Annotated in this window: 14 protein-coding genes; 7 read left to right on the forward strand and 7 right to left on the reverse strand. The window is 63.7% G+C overall.

Annotation, left to right across the window (positions count from 1 at the left end; genetic code table 11):
- The first annotated feature begins 177 nt into the window (after positions 1–177).
- The 3 genes from NKH13_RS21930 (at position 178) to NKH13_RS21940 (ending at position 3257) form a co-directional block, all read left to right on the forward strand.
- Positions 178–1101, forward strand: a complete 924-nt coding sequence (locus NKH13_RS21930; protein WP_352715723.1) for a sulfite exporter TauE/SafE family protein — start codon at positions 178–180, stop codon at positions 1099–1101.
- Positions 1101–1892: a TIGR02186 family protein gene (locus NKH13_RS21935; RefSeq protein ID WP_352715726.1), complete on the forward strand. Its 792-nt coding sequence runs from the start codon at positions 1101–1103 to the stop codon at positions 1890–1892. The genes NKH13_RS21930 and NKH13_RS21935 overlap by 1 nt, the downstream gene beginning before the upstream one ends.
- Positions 1893–2000: 108 nt before the next feature.
- The gene (locus tag NKH13_RS21940) at positions 2001–3257 is read left to right on the forward strand and encodes an Hsp70 family protein (protein WP_352914297.1); all 1257 of its coding nucleotides are present in this window, start codon (positions 2001–2003) and stop codon (positions 3255–3257) included.
- A 5-nt stretch (positions 3258–3262) separates the two neighbouring features.
- Here NKH13_RS21940 and NKH13_RS21945 read toward each other — a convergent pair whose 3' ends face one another.
- Positions 3263–4165, reverse strand: coding sequence for a LysR substrate-binding domain-containing protein (locus tag NKH13_RS21945; protein ID WP_352914298.1), 903 nt, complete (start codon positions 4163–4165; stop codon positions 3263–3265).
- Positions 4166–4445: 280 nt separating this feature from the next.
- On the opposite strand from NKH13_RS21945, the gene NKH13_RS21950 reads away from it, so the two are divergent.
- Genes NKH13_RS21950 through NKH13_RS21960 form a run of 3 tightly spaced genes read left to right on the forward strand, consistent with a single transcriptional unit; the run spans position 4446 to position 9053 of the window.
- On the forward strand, positions 4446–7376 hold the full coding sequence (locus NKH13_RS21950) for a molybdopterin oxidoreductase family protein (protein WP_352914301.1): 2931 nt from the start codon (positions 4446–4448) through the stop codon (positions 7374–7376).
- Positions 7373–8107 (forward strand): 4Fe-4S dicluster domain-containing protein, encoded by a 735-nt coding sequence (locus NKH13_RS21955; RefSeq protein ID WP_352914303.1) that lies wholly within the window; start codon positions 7373–7375, stop codon positions 8105–8107. The genes NKH13_RS21950 and NKH13_RS21955 overlap by 4 nt, the downstream gene beginning before the upstream one ends.
- A gap of 10 nt (positions 8108–8117) precedes the next feature.
- The gene (locus tag NKH13_RS21960; RefSeq protein WP_352914305.1) at positions 8118–9053 is read left to right on the forward strand and encodes a dimethyl sulfoxide reductase anchor subunit family protein; all 936 of its coding nucleotides are present in this window, start codon (positions 8118–8120) and stop codon (positions 9051–9053) included.
- Between the two features lie 2 nt (positions 9054–9055).
- On the opposite strand, the gene pdeM is transcribed toward NKH13_RS21960, so the two are convergent.
- From pdeM to NKH13_RS21985, 5 genes are all read right to left on the reverse strand, one after another.
- Positions 9056–9772 (reverse strand): ligase-associated DNA damage response endonuclease PdeM, encoded by a 717-nt coding sequence (gene pdeM / locus NKH13_RS21965; RefSeq protein WP_352715740.1) that lies wholly within the window; start codon positions 9770–9772, stop codon positions 9056–9058.
- Positions 9769–12291, reverse strand: coding sequence for a ligase-associated DNA damage response DEXH box helicase (locus NKH13_RS21970; RefSeq protein WP_352914307.1), 2523 nt, complete (start codon positions 12289–12291; stop codon positions 9769–9771). The genes pdeM and NKH13_RS21970 overlap by 4 nt, the downstream gene beginning before the upstream one ends.
- Before the next feature lie 67 nt (positions 12292–12358).
- On the reverse strand, positions 12359–13219 hold the full coding sequence (locus NKH13_RS21975; RefSeq protein ID WP_352715744.1) for a C40 family peptidase: 861 nt from the start codon (positions 13217–13219) through the stop codon (positions 12359–12361).
- A 30-nt stretch (positions 13220–13249) separates the two neighbouring features.
- A complete protein-coding gene (locus NKH13_RS21980) occupies positions 13250–13600 on the reverse strand; it encodes a MarR family winged helix-turn-helix transcriptional regulator (protein ID WP_023676939.1) in 351 nt (116 codons plus the stop codon).
- A 70-nt stretch (positions 13601–13670) separates the two neighbouring features.
- Positions 13671–15035, reverse strand: a complete 1365-nt coding sequence (locus NKH13_RS21985) for a leucyl aminopeptidase family protein (protein WP_352715746.1) — start codon at positions 15033–15035, stop codon at positions 13671–13673.
- Between the two features lie 122 nt (positions 15036–15157).
- Between NKH13_RS21985 and NKH13_RS21990 the strand changes: the two genes are divergently transcribed.
- Positions 15158–15979, forward strand: coding sequence for a tetratricopeptide repeat protein (locus NKH13_RS21990; RefSeq protein WP_352715853.1), 822 nt, complete (start codon positions 15158–15160; stop codon positions 15977–15979).
- Between the two features lie 116 nt (positions 15980–16095).
- Here NKH13_RS21990 and NKH13_RS21995 read toward each other — a convergent pair whose 3' ends face one another.
- The gene (locus tag NKH13_RS21995) at positions 16096–17112 is read right to left on the reverse strand and encodes a type II secretion system F family protein (RefSeq protein WP_352715749.1); all 1017 of its coding nucleotides are present in this window, start codon (positions 17110–17112) and stop codon (positions 16096–16098) included.
- Positions 17113–17116: the final 4 nt, after the last annotated feature.

The raw sequence follows: 17116 nt of genomic DNA on the forward strand, positions 1-17116 counted from the left end.
TTTCCGCGACGTCCCTGCCACAGATTTGCCTGTTAACTGATTGAGTTGTTTTTTGTTTCGGCAGCGCGACGAAGTTTGACTTCACCGCCCGGCCGGCGCAAGAACGAGATAACCTTCTGACGCAAAATGCCCGCAACGGTTGCATTCGCCAGGAGGCAAACTGATCGAGACTGACGGGTGGGCATCTATCTCCCGATCGCGGAAATTTCCGTCAACGTCTTCGTGCTGCTGGCAATGGGCGCAGCGGTGGGTTTCCTGTCGGGCATGTTCGGCGTGGGCGGCGGCTTTCTCATCACGCCGCTGCTGATCTTCTACAACATACCGCCGGCAATCGCGGTCGCCACCGGCGCCAACCAGGTCATCGCTTCCTCCTTCTCCGGCGCCCTGTCGCACATGAAGCGCGGCACGCTCGACTTCAAGCTCGGCGGCGTGCTTTTGGCCGGCGGCATCGTCGGTTCGACCGGCGGCATCTATGTCTTTGCACTCCTGCGCCGGCTCGGCCAGCTCGACCTGTTCATATCGCTGCTCTACGTCGTGCTGCTCGGCACTGTCGGCGGGCTGATGCTGGTCGAGAGTGTCAATGCACTGCGCGCCACCCGCAGCGGCGCCGCACCGGTGTTGAAGAAATCCGGCCAGCACAACTGGATCCACCGCCTGCCGCTGAAGATGCGGTTCAGGGCCTCGAAGCTCTTTGTCAGCGTTATTCCGGTGCTTGGGCTGGGCGCGGCGATTGGCTTCCTGTCGTCGATCATGGGCGTCGGCGGCGGCTTCATCATGGTGCCCGCCCTGATCTACCTTTTGAAAGTGCCGACCAACGTCGTCATCGGCACCTCGCTGTTCCAGATCATCTTCACCTCGGCCTACACCACGCTGGTCCACGCCACCACCAACCAGACGGTCGACGTCATGCTCGCCTTCCTGTTGATGGCAGGCGGCGTCGCCGGCGCACAATATGGCGCCAAGGCCGGTCAGAGGCTGCGGGGCGAACAACTCAGGGCACTGCTGGCGCTGCTTGTGCTGGCGGTCGCCATCCGGCTCGCCATCGATCTTTTCGTCACGCCTCCCAATCTCTATTCGCTGTCCGGCGTGGGCCTGAGCTGATGGCTGGCTTGAGGACGCTCGCGGCCGCCGCCTTGCTGTCGCTGCTGGCCGCGGCGTCACCGGCGAAGGCACAGACGCCACTAACCGAAAACATCCAGATCGGCCTTTCCACCGACAATGTCTCGATTACCGCCGGCTTTTCCGGCGCCGACCTGACCATCTTCGGATCGCTGGAAAATGCCGATCCGCTTGTCGCACGGCAAGGGCGCTACGACGTGATCGTTGTGCTGGAAGGCCCGGCCCGACCGGTCGTCGTGCGCCGCAAGGACCGGGTGCTCGGCGTCTGGGTCAATCTGGAGTCGGAGACCTTCGAAAACGTACCTGTCTCCTATTCGGTGGCGACGACGCGGCCGCTGCAGGACGTCACCGATCCGAACAGCTACAGGCAGCTGTCGCTTGGCGCCTCCAACCTCTATTTGCAGCCGGCCGACGCCGAGGACAGCCCGGCGACAATCGAGGAGTTCACCGCCGCGCTGCGCGAGCGCAAGGCGGCAACAGGCCTCTACAGCGAGAATGTCGGCGGTGTGCAGTTCCTGTCGCAGAACCTGTTCCGCGCCACCGTCAGGCTCGCTCCCAACGTTCCGGTCGGCACCCACAAGGCCCGCGCCTTCCTGTTCAAGAGCGGCCTGTTCATCAAGGAAAGCTCCGCCCAGCTCGAAATCCGCAAGTCCGGTTTCGAACAGTCGATCTTCCGCGTCGCGCACGACTACTCCTTCCTCTACGGTGTCTTTGCCGTATCGCTGGCCATGCTGACAGGCTGGCTCGGAAGACTGGTCTTCAGGAAAGACTGAACTCTCGTAAAAGTGGTTTCCCTTTCCGAGGGTATGGGCTAGACCGCGACCCCCGGCCCGACCGGACACGAGCTGCTGCTCCCCAAATCAGAAATACAGGAACGCACGATGCGACCAGCATTTGCCGGGATCGACTTCGGCACTTCAAATTCCACCGTGAGCGTGGTCAGGAACGGGCAGCCGCGGCTGGTGCCGTTGGAAGACGGCCAGGTCACGCTGCCCAGTGCGGTGTTTTTCAATTTCGAGGACAACCGCACCTATTTCGGGCGACGCGCCATCGCCAACTATACGGACAGTATCGAAGGCCGCCTGATGCGCTCGCTGAAGAGCGTGCTCGGCAGCTCGCTCGCTCATGAAAAGACGCGCATCAAGGCGCGCTCGATCGGCTTCATGGAAATTGTCGGCCTATTTGTCGGCCACCTGAAAAAGAAGCTCGAAGAAAACGCCCTCGACACCGTCGAAAGCGTCGTGCTCGGACGGCCGGTACAGTTCGTAGACGACGACGCCGGGGCCGACGCCGGGGCCGAGCACGAACTCGAAAATGCCGCTCGCGCCCAAGGCTTCAAGCATATCGCCTTCCAATTCGAGCCGATCGCGGCGGCACTCGATTACGAGCAGAAAGTGACGCGCGAGGAACTGGCGCTGATCGTCGACATGGGCGGCGGCACGTCCGATTTCTCTATCGTGCGGGTCTCGCCCGAGCGCGCCCGCTCGCTCGACCGCAAGGACGACATCCTGGCCAGCCGCGGCATCCACATCGGCGGCACCGACTTCGACCGGCTGCTGAGCATCGCCCATGTAATGCCGCAGCTCGGCTATCTCTCACCGACCAAGGACGGCAAGCGCAATCTGCCGGCGAGCTACTTCATCGACCTGGCTACATGGCAGCGCATCAACCTGGTCTACACCGCAAGGGCGATGACGCATCTGCGCCAGATCCGCTACGAGGCGGAGCGCGCAGACCTGGTCGAACGCTTCATGCACATCGTCGAGCATCGTTACGGCCACGCTCTGGCGGCGCTGGTCGAAAGGGCCAAGATCGAGCTGACGCACCGATCGTCGGCCGGTATCGAGGTCGCGCTACCGGAGGTGAGGTTCACGGCAGAGATCACGCGCGAAGGTCTCGAAGCCACTATCGCTCGGGATATTGAGCGCGTTGCAGGTACCGTCGAGCAGACCGTCCGCGACGCGCAGGTGAAGCCCTCCGATATCACGGCGGTGTTCCTGACCGGCGGATCGACCGCGATCCCGCTGGCCAGGCAGCAGATCCTGGCTCTGGTGCCGCAGGCGTCGGTAATCGAAGGCGACGTGTTCGGCTCGGTCGGGCTTGGGCTGGCGCTCGACGCGCAGCGGAAGTTCGGCTGATCGGCTTAAAGCGGCGTGGCTCTCTCAGCTTTGCCGCCGAGATGCGCCTTGAGCGCCATCTGGGCCAGGCTTGGCTGCCGGTCGCGATGCGTGATCATGGCAAATTCGCGCTTCGGCAGATCGATCGGCACGGAACGCAGGCTGCCTTCGGCGACCGCGCGCGCGACGACGAGTTCCGAAATGATGGTGGCGCCGGCGCCGGCCTCGACTGCCTGGCGAATAGCCTCATTGCTCGGCAACACCAGGAATATCTGCAGGTCCGCAAACGAAATCCCGTCGCGTCGGGCAAGGTCCTCCAGCGCCTCGCGCGTGCCCGACCCACCTTCGCGAATGATCCAGCGAAGCCCCCCAAGGTCCGGATGCCCAGGCGAAACGTCGGCGATCTCGGAATGCGAGCGCGCCACGACCAGTATCATGCGATCGATATCGACCTTGGCACGCCGCAATATGTCGGATTCGGTGCGCCCCTCGACCAGGCCAAAATCCGCTGCGCCATCAAGCACATTGGTCTCGACCTGCCTGGTGTTGCCAATGCTCACGCTCAGCCTGACGGCAGGATAGGCTTCGTGGAAAGAGGCGAGCCGGCGCGGCAGCCAATAGCTGGCGATGGTCTGGCTGGCAGCGATCGAGAGACTGCCTGATATCGTCTGCGAGACATGCTCCAGCACGTTGTGGGCGGCCGCCGCCCGCTCGAGAACCGCCTTGGCCTCCGGCAGGAACCGGCGCCCGGTCTCGGCGAGCTCTATGTTGCGGCCAACGCGATTGAACAACTGGACGCCATGCTGCTGCTCGAGCGAGCGGATCGCGGCGGATGCCGCCGACTGTGAGATGCCCACCAACTCGGCCGCTTTGGTCATGTGCGCCCGTTCGGCGACGGCGACGAAGATCCGCAATTGGTCCAGAGTCATGCCGGCATTAAGAAGCAAATCCGATTGGAATTACAAGAGCAAGTTGTTAGACAGATTGATTGCTTTGTTCTAGATTTTGGCCCGAAATTGGAAAAAAGTCGCGCCAGAACAGTCGAGGCTAGAAATTGGTGAGGCTGTTCAAATCCGTGTTTGCGCACTGGACCCGCAGCCTGCCATGGCGGCTCGTCGGTGAACGCTATCGGCCGGAACAGCATTACATGCGCGGCCCAGGCCCGAAGACGAGAGCCAAGGCCGCGGAACGCAAAAACATCGCCGGATCATGACCAACGAACCGCTGCGCGGCGCCAACTCAGCACCATCCCAACGGCCGCTTGCCGATACGCGCGCGCCCGCTGAAGGCGACGGCGTCGATACTTCGCCCGATGTCTCCGACAGCGTCGCCAAGACCACTTGCTATATGTGCGCCTGCCGCTGCGGCATCGACGTCCATATCAAGGACGGCAAGGTCCGCTACATCAACGGCAACAAGGACAACCCGGTCAACCGCGGCGTGCTGTGCGGCAAGGGCAGCGCCGGCATCATGCAGCATTACAGCCCGGCCCGGCTGAAGAAGCCGCTGCTACGCACCGGCCCGCGCGGCTCGGGTGAGTTCCGCGAGATCGAGTGGGAGGAAGCTTTGTCGATCGCGACGAAGCGGCTTTCGAATATCCGCCGAACCGATCCGAAGAAACTCGCCTTCTTCACCGGGCGCGACCAGTCGCAATCGCTGACCGGCTGGTGGGCGAGCCAGTTCGGCACGCCGAACTTTGCCGCCCATGGCGGCTTCTGCTCGGTCAATATGGCGGCCGGCGGCCTCTACACGATTGGCGGCTCGTTTTGGGAGTTCGGCGAACCCGATTGGGACAACACCAAATATTTCATGCTGTTCGGGGTTGCCGAAGACCATGATTCCAATCCGATCAAGATCGGCCTCGGCAAGCTCAAGGCGCGCGGCGCCAAGGTGGTCTCGATCAATCCCTGCCGCACCGGCTATAATGCAATTGCCGACGACTGGATCGGCATCCGGCCTGGCACCGACGGCCTGTTCGTATTTGCCCTCATCCACGAATTGCTGAAGGCAGGGCGCGTCGATCTCGACTACCTCTTGCGCTACACCAACGCCCATCTTCTCGTCATTCAGGAGCCTGGTGCGGCCGACGACGGGCTGTTCATGCGCGATGATGGCGGCAATCCACTGGCTTGGGACAGGGTGGCGAAGAGGCCTGTCGATGCCAGCAATGCCGATGCGAAACCGGCATTGACCGGCAGCGTTCTAGTTGACGGCCGCCGCGGCGTGCCGGTCTTCCAACTCGTCGCCGACCGCTATCTGGACGAGAGCTATTCACCCGACGCCGTCGCTGACCGGTGCGGCATCTCCGCCGACACGATCCGACGCATTGCTGCAGAACTCGCTCATGTCGCCTTCGAACAGCAAATCGAATTGCCGGTGGCCTGGACGGACTGGGCCGGCCGCCGGCACGAGACCATCAAGGGCCGGCCGGTGTCGATGCATGCGATGCGCGGCATCTCGGCCCATTCGAACGGCTTTCACTCTTGCCGCGCCATTCATCTGCTCCAGGTGCTTCTCGGCACGGTGGACGTGCCGGGCGGCTTCCGCTTCAAGCCTCCCTATCCGCGGTCCGCGCCGCCGGGTCCCAAGCCAGCCGGCAAGACTGTGAAGCCAATGACGCCGCTGGACGGCATGCCGCTCGGCTTCGTCTGCGGACCGGAGGACCTGCTGATCGATGAAGCCGGCAAGCCCATTCGGATCGACAAGGCCTACTCCTGGGATGCGCCGCTTGCTGCACACGGCCTCATGCACACGGTCATCCGCAATGCCTGGACCGGCGATCCCTACACGATCGACACACTATTCATGTACATGTCGAACATGGCCTGGAACTCGTCGATGAACACGGTCGAGACGATGGCGATGCTGACCGATGTGGATGCGTCGGGGGAGTACAAGATCCCGTTCATCATCTATTCCGACGCTTATTATTCCGAGACCGTGCCGTTCGCCGATCTGGTGCTGCTGGATACGACCTATCTCGAGCGTCATGACTGTATCAGCCTGCTCGACCGGCCGATCAGCCACGCCGACGGGCCGGGCGACGCCATCCGCCATCCCGTCGTCGAGCCGGACCGCGACGTCAGGCCATTCCAGACGGTGCTGATCGAACTCGGCGCGCGGCTCAGCCTGCCCGGCTTCGTCGGGGACGATGGTTCCGCCAAATACCGCGACTATGCCGATTACATCGTCAATCACGAGCGCACGCCAGGTGTCGGCCCGCTCGCCGGCTGGCGCGGAAAGGACGGGGCCTCGGTCGGCAAGGGCGAGGTCAATCCCGACCAATTGCAGCGCTACATTGATAATGGCGGCTTCTGGCACCAGGATTTCGCCGCCGATCAGCGCTACTACAAAATGGCCAACCGCTCGTATCTCGAATTCGCCGAGAGCATGGGCTTCATCCCGAAGGCCGAGCCTATCGTGTTCCAACTCTATTCCGAGCCGATGCAGCGCTTTCGCCTTGCGGCGCGCGGCCATGGCGGGATGCTGCCGCCGAAGGCAGAGCGCAGCCGTATCGAGACCTATATGGATCCGCTGCCGTTCTGGTACGCGCCCTTCGAAGAGGCTGCGGTCGATAGCCAAGTCTATCCGCTCCACGCGCTGACGCAGCGGCCGATGCATATGTACCATTCATGGGGTTCTCAGAACGCGTGGTTGCGGCAGATCACCAGCCAGAACCGGCTGTTCGTGCATCACCGGACCGCAGCCGGCCTCGGGCTTGTCGATGACGATTGGGTTTGGATCGAGAGCATCAACGGCAAGGTTAAAGGACAGATCAAGCTGGTCGACGGCGTCAACGCCGATACGGTGTGGACCTGGAACGCGATCGGCAAACGGCGCGGCAGCTGGGGGCTCAAGGATGATGCGGCCGAATCCAATCGCGGCTTCCTGCTCAACCACATCATCAGCGACCAGACCTCCGCCGATGCCAGCGGCAAACGCTATTCGAATTCCGATCCGGTGACCGGTCAGGCGGCGTGGTTCGACCTGCGCGTGCGCATCGTCAAATGCGCGCCCGAGGAAGCTGGCTTCACCGAACCGCAGTTCGAGCGGTTCCGGCAGCCGCCGGGCTTCCAGCCCTCGCCCGACAAACTCAGTTTCGGCGCGGAATTCCGCCGGGAGAGAGAGGCTGCCGAATGACTTGCCTTCCCGCCAATACCGACAAGAAGCTCGGCCTTGTCATCGATCTCGACACCTGCGTCGGCTGCCAGGCCTGCGTTACCGCCTGCAAAGAATGGAACACCGGCGGCCAAATGGCGCCGCTAACCGACATCGACCCCTATGGCGGCAATGTCGACGGTGTCTGGTTCAACCGCGTGCACAGTTATGAGCACATGACGGAGATGGGCGGACGCACGGTGAACTTCCCGCGCTCCTGCCTGCACTGCGAGACACCGGCGTGCGTCACGGTCTGCCCGACCGGCGCCTCCTACAAACGGGCGTCGGATGGCATCGTGCTGGTCGACGAGGACAAATGCATCGGCTGCAAACTGTGCAGCTGGGCCTGTCCCTACGGTGCGCGCGAATTCGACACCGATGTTGGCGTGATGAAGAAATGCACGTTGTGCGTCGACCGCATCTACAACGACAATCTGGCGGAAGAAGATCGCGTGCCGGCCTGCGTCGCTGCTTGCCCGACCAGCGCGCGGCATTTCGGCGATCTGGGCGATCCGGCATCGGCTATCTCGCAACTGGTGGCCGAGCGCGGCGGTGTCGATCTGATGCCGGAAATGGGCTACAAGCCGACCAACAAATATCTGCCGCCACGTGCCCACACCACCCGCGCCGCATCGGTGCCTGCCCCGGCGCTAGAAGCGGTGCGTGCGGAAGGCGGCTTCCTCGGCTGGGTCGACCGCATGCTTTCGAACTGACCCGCGTCTCATGCATCCAGCATTCTCCGTCGTCTTTTTCACCACCGCCACGGGCGCCGGTTACGGCCTGCTCGCGCTGCTTGGCGTGCTGGCCGGACAGGGCTTTATCCCGCCCGATTTCTGGCTCGGCCTCACCGGCATGGGACTGGCGCTTGGCCTGATCTCGGCCGGCCTGCTGTCGTCGGCCGGCCATCTCGGTCGGCCCGAACGCGCCTGGCGTGCCTTCTCGCAATGGCGAAGCTCATGGCTGTCGCGCGAAGGCGTTGCGTCGGTCGTCACCTTCGTGCCGGCGGGACTGTTCGGTATTGGCTGGGTGGTCCTCGGCCGTACGAGCGGCTGGGTGGCTGTCGCCGGGCTGCTCGCTGCCATCGGCGCGGTGGTCACCGTCTGCACCACCGGCATGATCTACGCGTCGTTGAAGCCGATTGCCCAGTGGCACAGCCGCTTCACCCTGCCCGGCTATCTGATCTTTTCGGCAATGACCGGCTGCGTGCTGCTCAATGCGCTGCTGCAGGGTTTTGCCGTCGGTTCGAATACGCTTCTGGCGGCTGCCCCGTTGCTGACCGCGCTTGGCTGGGGCTTGAAGCTGGCGACCTGGCGATACAATGACAGGCTGGAGACCCCGACCAATGCCAACACCGCAACGGGGCTCGCCGGCGGCACTGTGCGGTCGATGGAATGGCCGCATACCGAGGAAAACTACCTGCTCAAGGAGATGGGTTTCCGCATCGCGCGCAAGCACAGCGTGCGGCTACGCCAGATCACGCAGGTGCTGGCCTTTGCTTTGCCGGCGTTGCTGTTGGTCGCTGCATTCGCCTTGCCGTGGCCCTATGCGGCGGCTTCGTCGATGCTCGCCGCAATCGCCCAACTCGCCGGAATGCTGGTCGAGCGCTGGCTGTTCTTCGCCGAGGCGAAACACACGGTCACGTTGTACTACGGCAGGTAGGTTCAGCCCGGCCTGAGCATCGCGTGGGAAATCGCGAAGATGCGTTCCTTGCCAAGCATATAGGCCATCAGCGTTTCGCGCTTGAACAGTCCCAGATAGGCGCGATCGAGCACGTTGAGCGAGCCGGTATAGGCGCCGAAAGCCGGCATGATCATGCGGCCGCCATCGCCGGCAAAGCAACGACGCCGCACCGAACGGCCTTGCTGCACGATGCGGGCGCACGGATGCAGATGGCCTGATATCTCGCCTTCCACTCTCACCGCCGAAGGCTCGTGCCGGAAGAGTAGCGAGCCTATGGCCAGCTCGCGCACGGTCTCGCCGGGCAGGTCGGCCGGTGCTTCAGGATCATGGTTCCCGGCGACCCAGAACCAGTCGCGCCCGACCATCAGCCCTTCCAGCCTTTCGCGAAAGCTCGCGTGCATACGCGCTGCGCCGCCGCCATCATGAAAACTGTCGCCCAGGCTGATGACGATCGCAGGCTGATAATCGGCGATCACCGCCTGCAGCCGGAGCAACGTCGCGCCGGTGTCGTAAGGTGGGACCAGCGTGCCGCGCCTGGCCAGTGAGGAGCCTTTTTCCAGATGCAGATCGGACACGGCCAGAAGCCGGAATTCGGGAAAATAGAGCACGCCGCGACGGTCGCAGATCGCGCGTTCGCCGGCGATACGGACAGCGCCCGCATCCGCTAGAGGCGCAGCCATGGCCAGCGCGACAGTCATTTCGTCCCCATGGCCTCCTCGACCAGCGTGGCTGCATCCATCAGCAGCGTGTCATCGGCCTCGCCGTGCACCGGCATCTTGCCAATCTCGAGCATGATCGGCACGGCGAGCGGCGAGATCTGCTCGAGGTTCTTATGCATGATTCGACCCTGGACGCGCGAGAGCATCTCGGCAAGTCTGCTGACATCCAGCAGACCGGTCGCGGCATCGGCACGCGTCGCCTGCAAAAGGATATGGTCGGGCTCGTGGCTGCGCAGTACGTCGTAGATGAGATCCGTCGACACGGTTACCTGGCGGCCGCTCTTCTCCTGGCCCGGGTGGCGTTTCTCGATCAATCCCGAGATCAGCGCGCAATTGCGAAAGGTGCGCTTCAACAGCCAGCTGCCGGCGAGCCAGGCTTCGAGGTCGTCGCCCAGCATGTCCTGATCGAAGAGCGCAGCCAGCGACGGTTTCTTCGCCCTGAACATGTGGCCCATATCGGCCAGCGACCAAATGGCAAGCGCATAGTCGGTGGCGACGAAGCCGAGCGGCTTGGCTCCCGCCCTGTCGAGGCGGCGGGTGAGCAGCATGCCGAGCGTCTGGTGCGCCAGCCTGCCCTCGAACGGATAGGCCACCAGGTAGTAGCGGTTGCCGCGCGGAAAGGTCTCGATCAGCAGATCGTCGCGTTTCGGCAGCACCGACTTGTCGGCCTGGAAACGCAGCCAGTCGGCGACCTGCTCCGGCAGCTTCTTCCAGCGCTGCGGGTCGTCCAGCATGGCGCGGACCTGTTCGGCTAGGTACGTCGAAAGCGGGAATTTGCCACCGCCATAGTAAGGTACCTTGGCGTCGCTGCCGGGTGCGTTCGAGACGAAGCACTCATTCTCGCGGATGCCTTCGAAGCGCAGCACCTTGCCGGCGAACATGAAGGTATCGCCGTGCGTCAGCGTCTCGAGGAAGGCCTCCTCGATCTTGCCCAGAACCCGGCCGCCACGCGAGGCCGCGCCTCTGCTGCCGGCCTGCACGTAGCGGACGTTGAGCGCCGGCACTTCGATGATGGTGCCGACATTGAGCCGGTATTGCTGGGCGACGCGAGGATTTGAGACCCGCCACAGCCCGTCCCTGTTGAGACGAATACGGGCGTAGCGTTCGTAGTTCTTCAGCGCATAGCCGCCGGTGGCGACGAAATCGACGACGCGATCGAATGTCGGCCGATCGAGATCGGCATAGGGTGCAGCCGTCCGCACTTCCTCGAACAGCGCATCGGCATGGAACGGCGCACCGCAGGCACAGCCCAGTACGTGCTGCGCCAACACGTCGAGACCGCCATTGACCAACGGCGGGGTGTCCTGGGCGCCGAGATAATTGGCGTCGAGCGCCGCCCTGCATTCCAGCACCTCGAAGCGGTTGGCCGGGATCAGGATCGCCTTCGACGGCTCGTCCATACGGTGGTTGGCGCGGCCGATGCGCTGTGCCAGCCGGCTGGCACCTTTCGGCGCGCCGACATGGACGACCAGGTCGACGTCGCCCCAGTCGATGCCGAGGTCGAGCGTCGATGTGGCGACGATGGCGCGCAGGGCGTTTTCGCCCATCGCTTTCTCCACGCGCCGGCGCTGGGCAACATCGAGCGAGCCGTGATGCAGCGCGATCGGCAGGGTGTCCTCGTTGACCCGCCACAACTCCTGGAACAGCAGTTCCGCCTGGCTGCGCGTGTTGACGAACAGCAGGGTTGTCTTGTGGCGCTTGATCTCGTCGTAGATCTCCGGCGTTGCGTAGCGGGCCGAATGTCCCGCCCACGGCACGCGCTCCTCCGAATCGAGAATGGAGATCTCGGGCTTGGCGCCGCCAGTGACGACGATCAGTTCGGCCATCGGCCCCGGTGGATTCTGGTTGACCAGCCAGCGCCGCAATTCGTCGGGCTCGGCGACCGTCGCCGACAGGCCTATCGTCTGCAGGGCGGGCACAAACGAGCGCAGCCGGGCCAGCCCGAGCGACAGGAGATGCCCGCGCTTCGAGGTCACCAGCGAATGCAATTCGTCGAGCACGACATAGCGCAGGTCCTCGAAGAAGCGCCTGGCATCGGGCGCGGCAATCAGCAGCGCCAATTGCTCGGGCGTGGTCAGGAGAATGTCGGGCGGCGCCAGCTTCTGCCGCTGGCGCTTGTGTGCGGGCGTGTCGCCAGTGCGCGTCTCGACGGTGACGGGCAGCCCGATTTCTGCGACGGGTTTGCCGAGATTGCGCTCGATGTCGACGGCCAGCGCCTTCAGCGGCGAGATGTAGAGTGTGTGGATGCCTCGATGCGCCTGCCCCGGCCTTCTCCTCGGTCGGCCAGCCAGTTCGGTCAGCGATGGCAAGAACCCGGCCAGCGTCTTGCCGGCGCCGGTCGGCGCGATCAGCAATGCCGACTGGCCGCCCCGGGCTTTGGCCAGCAAATCGATCTGGTGGGCGCGCGGCGACCAGCCCTTTTCCGCAAACCATTTGACAAATGGCTCGGGCAGGACGACGGCGGCATTCTGTTCGGCAAGGCGCGGCTGCTCTGTCACGCGCCAGAGGTAGCGCGGCGACGCGCAATCGCCAAGCAGAATCGGAACAAAAGGTGATCGATTCGCGTTACGGCCGGCGAAACCCGGTCGGGCCGCCATAGAGATAGCCGATACGGGCGATCGCTTCCTTCAACCCCTCACGCGATACCAGCATGGTGTGCCCGTTGGCGTGGATCATCGCCTCTGCGTCGGTCATAACAGCGACGTGACCTTTCCAGAAGACCAGGTCGCCGCGCCGCAACCCGGCAAAATCCGGCCCGGGGTCGAGCGGCTCGCCGATGGTCGCCGCCTGCATGTCGGTGTCGCGCAGCACTTGCCTGCCAGCCATGTGCATCGCAAGCTGCACCAGGCCGGAACAGTCGATGCCGAAGCCCGAGGCGCCGCCCCACAAATAGGGCGTGCCGAGAAAGCTCTCGGCAACAGCAACGTAGTCGGCGGCTGCCTCGGCGACAGGCCTGAGATGACCCGAGATGACCGCCTGGCCGGACGGCAACAGCGCATAATGCGTGCCGCGCGTTTCGGCTGAGCCCGTCACCGTCACCAACGATCCCATCGAGAGCTGTCCGCTCACCGGGAAGCGCAAGTCGGGTCCTGGATAGAGAAAGGTGCGCGGCACCGAAACGACATGGGTCGGCGCATGGTCCCGCGCGCCCAGTGCCGTGTCGGCGACATAGCCGACATAACCGTCGCGTTCGGCCTGGATCCAGGCCCAGCCTTCGGCGTCCTCGAAGACGAGAATATCGTCGCCGAACAGAAGCTGTGTGTTGACGCCGGCATCCGGCCGCGGCGCCTTGCGGATGTCTGCGACGGAAGCGGTGATGCGAGCCGGCCGGCCGGCGACGAAACGGTCGGCGGAAATCTCGCCTCTCAGCCTGGCGTCGGCGAGATCGGAGCGGAAGGCATGGAGGCGGGCATCCCTGGCGGTCAAATCGGCAACTCGTTCAAATGGACAATTTGGTCAAATGGGCAACTCTTGGGCTCTGGCAATGATAACATCGCCAAAGCGCTCGACAAAGAGCGCGCCTTCGACTGTGCGCCTCACCAGCACGTTTCGCTTGTCCAGCTCGTCGCGGTGGCGCGACACCAGTTTCAGCGCCCCCATCGTATCGAGCGCACGGGTGATCACCGGCTTGGTGACGTTGAGGCGGGCAGCGAGCCCGCGCACCGTGTGTGGCGGCGGATCGAGATAGATGGTGAACAGGATCGCCGTCTGGCGCATGGTAAGGTCGGGCGCGTCGTCGCGCACCTCCGACAGCACCACCTGCTGCCACAGTCGCAAGGCCTGGCTTGGACGCATGATAATCGACATCCGGCCAGCATGACGGAAAATTGTTTCGGTTCCGTTTCAGTCAATACTTTCGTCGGCTATGCCCGAGACATCAGCCGAAGCGGTTCGAAATGACCCGCTCCAGCGCCCTGATGCCTTGCGCCTCGCCACCGGCAAGGCCGTGCGGGCGATCGGACGGGTTCCAGGCGAAGATGTCGAAATGCGCCCAGCCGGCGGTCTTTTCCACGAAGCGCTTCAGGAAAAGCGCCGCGGTGATCGAGCCGGCGAAACCGTCCGATGTGACGTTGTTGATGTCGGCCACCTTCGACGCCAGCTTGGCGTCATAGGGCTTCCACAACGGCATGCGCCACAGCGGATCCTCGACCGCAACGGAGGCGTCCGCCAGCTCGGATGCAAGCGCCTCGTCACCGGTATAGAACGGCGGCAAGTCGGGACCGAGCGCAACACGGGCAGCGCCTGTCAGCGTTGCCATATCGACCAGCATCTGCGGCTCCTCGTCATCGGCCAAGGCCAAGGCATCGGCGAGCACCAGCCGTCCTTCGGCGTCGGTGTTGCCGATTTCGACGGTGATGCCCTTGCGGCTCACCAGCACGTCGCCTGGCCGGAAGGCGTTGCCGGCTATCGAATTCTCGACAGCGGGAATGAGCACGCGCAGGCGGACTTTCAGCCCGGCGGCCATAATCATGGAAGCGAGGCCCAGCACGTTGGCAGCGCCGCCCATGTCCTTCTTCATCAAAAGCATGCCCGAGGACGGCTTGATGTCGAGGCCGCCTGTATCGAAGCAGACGCCCTTGCCCACCAGCGTTATCTTGGGGGCATTGTTCGGCCCCCAAATCATGTCGATCAGGCGAGGCGCGTCGGCAGAAGCCCGACCGACGGCGTGGATCATCGGAAAGTTGGCGGTAAGAAGATCGTCGCCCTTGGTCACCGATATTTCGGCCTTGTGCGTCGCGGCCAAGGTCCGGGCGGCTTTCTCCAACTGCCCGGGGCCCATATCGCTGGTCGGCGTGTTAACCAGATCGCGCGCCAGGAAAATGCCATCGGCGAGGCGGCGGATGCGGGCGACGTCGGTGCCAGCCGGCAGCGCGAGGCGCAGCGTCTTGCCTGGCCTCTTGCCGTAGCGGGTGAAGACATAGCCGCCGAGCGCCACGGCGAGTGCCGTAAGCTCCGGCTTGGCGGGTGCCGACGCAAAATGCCAGTCGCCTTCGGGCAAGGCTCTCGCAAGTGCGCCGATGGCCAGTGCGCCCTCGCCATCACCGGTGCCGAACAGGGCTCCGGCAATCGCGCCGTTGTCGCCAGGCACGATCACCGTCCTGCCGGCCTCGCCGGAAAAGCCGTTGGCCTTGGCCCAGGCGACCGAGGATGGCGCAAGGCCCGCCGCCGCCAGAGCATCCTTCGCTACCAGATGAACCGGCAGCGCATTGCTCAATTCTTTCTCGACGAGTTCGACAGGCATTCGCTGGTCTCCGGGCTTCCGAGTCGGCGTTTCTTAACTCTCCGTTAGGGTTAACAGAATATTTCTGCGGGAGGGAAGATGGCCACGCAAATGGTCACGCGATGAACGGAGCCCTGGTGCCGATGCCGACCAACCGCAGGATGAACGCCAGCGCAAATAGGCTGATCACCACGGCGTTGATGATGGTGCTTGCTGCAGGCGTCGCCGGCTGCGGAACCAGCAAATTGACGACTGGCTCGATTTCTCGTCCAAGCGGCAAGCCGCTGGAAACAATGTCGGCGGGCGAACTGCACAACGCTACGATGGCGCTCGGCCAGTCCTATTCGAAAAACCCCACCGACAAGCGGATCGCGACAAACTATGCCGCGGCGCTGCAGATGGACGGCGACGCAGACCAGTCGCTTGCGGTGATGCGCAAGCTGGCGATCGCCTTGCCGAAGGATCGCGACGTGCTCGCCGCCTATGGCAAGGCGCTTGCCGCCAACGGACAGTTCGAGCCGGCTCTCGATGCCGTGCGCCGCGCGCAGACCCCCGAATATCCTGATTGGAAACTGGTATCGGCGGAAGCTGCCATTCTCGACCAGCTCGGCCAAAAGGATGAGGCGCGCCAAGGCTATCGCAAGGCGCTGGACCTCAGGCCGAACGAACCGACGATCCTTTCCAATCTCGGCATGTCGTACGTGCTGGAAGGCGATTTGCGCACGGCCGAAACCTATATGCGCTCGGCCGCCCAGCAGCCGAATGCCGACAGCCGCGTCCGCCAGAACCTGGCGCTGGTCGTCGGTCTGCAAGGCCGTTTCGACGAGGCCGAGAAGATCGCCTCGCAAGAGCTGTCGCCGGATCAGGCGCAGGCGAACGTCGCTTACCTTCGCCAGATGCTGGCACAGCAGAATGCCTGGAGCCAGCTCAAGGAGCAGGACAAGGCAAAGCCCGCCACCAACTGACTGGCTCGAGCGCCGAACCGGCGCGCGAAATTCCGCAACATGTCAAACGCAAAGAGCCGCGCTGCACCGGCAGCGCGGCTCTGAATCATATCAGCTTTGTGGCGACGCGGCTGGCGCTACTCGCTGCTGGATTTCGGCTGGTCGCCAAAGATGCCGCGCTGGCTCACCTGGATGCCGGCGGGACCCAGAATGATGGCGAACAGTACCGGCAGGAAGAACAGGATCATCGGCACGGTGAGCTTCGGCGGCAGCGCGGCCGCCTTCTTCTCGGCGGCATTCATGCGCATGTCGCGGCTCTCACTGGCAAGCACGCGCAACGCATGCGCCACGGGCGTACCGTAGCGCTCAGCCTGAACCAACGCCTGGGACACCGACCTGACGGATTCCAGGCCGGTTCGGCTTGCAAGGTTCTCGTAGGCCTGCTTGCGCTCCTGGAGATAGGAAAGTTCGGCGTTGGTCAGGATGAATTCTTCCGCCAATGCCACCGATTGCGCGCCGATCTCATCGGCGACCTTGCGAAGCGCTGCTTCCACCGACATGCCGGACTCGACGCATATCAGCAACAGGTCGAGCGCGTCCGGCCACGCCATCTGGATCGACTGCTTGCGCTTGGTAGCGCGGTTGTTGACGTAGAGCACCGGTGCGTAGAACCCCGCATAGGCAACCACGATGCACACGAACAGCTTCACGAAAATCGGCTGCTCCGGCAATCCTCCGAGCACGAACAGATACATCGCCGCCAATGCAAAGCCTATGAAGGGCAGGACGAGACGGAAGAAAAGGAAGCGCGTCAGCGGATTTTGCCCGCGAAAACCCGCCACTTTCAATTTCTGCAAGGTACCTTCATCCGCCAGCGCACGCCTGAGATCCAGGCGATCGACAATATTGCGCATGCCGACCGACTGTTCTTCGCGCAGGCCCTTGCGGCGGCGGTCGGCTTCGACTGCCAGTCGCGCGCGCTGCTTGGCGCGCAGCTCATCGCGCTCCAGCGCTACGGATTTCATGCGCGCCTTGAGCTGGTTCCCGCCAAAGGCGGGCAGCAGCGTGAAGACGGTCGCAAACACCGCGATGCCGACCAGCAGTGCGATCAGCAGGGACGGGTCGGTGAGAGTTCTGATGACGTGATCGGTCATACGC

Origin of the sequence: Mesorhizobium sp. M1348 (assembly GCF_040317925.1) — a bacterium.
GTDB lineage: Bacteria > Pseudomonadota > Alphaproteobacteria > Rhizobiales > Rhizobiaceae > Mesorhizobium.

Bases quoted from the DNA above. Each gene is read 5' to 3' on its own strand.
- NKH13_RS21945 (WP_352914298.1), bottom strand. From the start codon at position 4,165: ATGACTCTGGACCAATTGCGGATCTTCGTCGCCGTCGCCGAACGGGCG.
- NKH13_RS21980 (WP_023676939.1), bottom strand. From the start codon at position 13,600: ATGTCGATTATCATGCGTCCAAGCCAGGCCTTGCGACTGTGGCAGCAG.
- NKH13_RS21990 (WP_352715853.1), top strand. From the start codon at position 15,158: ATGCCGACCAACCGCAGGATGAACGCCAGCGCAAATAGGCTGATCACC.
- NKH13_RS21955 (WP_352914303.1), top strand. From the start codon at position 7,373: ATGACTTGCCTTCCCGCCAATACCGACAAGAAGCTCGGCCTTGTCATC.
- NKH13_RS21935 (WP_352715726.1), top strand. From the start codon at position 1,101: ATGGCTGGCTTGAGGACGCTCGCGGCCGCCGCCTTGCTGTCGCTGCTG.
- NKH13_RS21950 (WP_352914301.1), top strand. From the start codon at position 4,446: ATGACCAACGAACCGCTGCGCGGCGCCAACTCAGCACCATCCCAACGG.
- NKH13_RS21985 (WP_352715746.1), bottom strand. From the start codon at position 15,035: ATGCCTGTCGAACTCGTCGAGAAAGAATTGAGCAATGCGCTGCCGGTT.
- NKH13_RS21940 (WP_352914297.1), top strand. From the start codon at position 2,001: ATGCGACCAGCATTTGCCGGGATCGACTTCGGCACTTCAAATTCCACC.
- NKH13_RS21960 (WP_352914305.1), top strand. From the start codon at position 8,118: ATGCATCCAGCATTCTCCGTCGTCTTTTTCACCACCGCCACGGGCGCC.
- NKH13_RS21995 (WP_352715749.1), bottom strand. From the start codon at position 17,112: ATGACCGATCACGTCATCAGAACTCTCACCGACCCGTCCCTGCTGATC.
- pdeM (WP_352715740.1), bottom strand. From the start codon at position 9,772: ATGACTGTCGCGCTGGCCATGGCTGCGCCTCTAGCGGATGCGGGCGCT.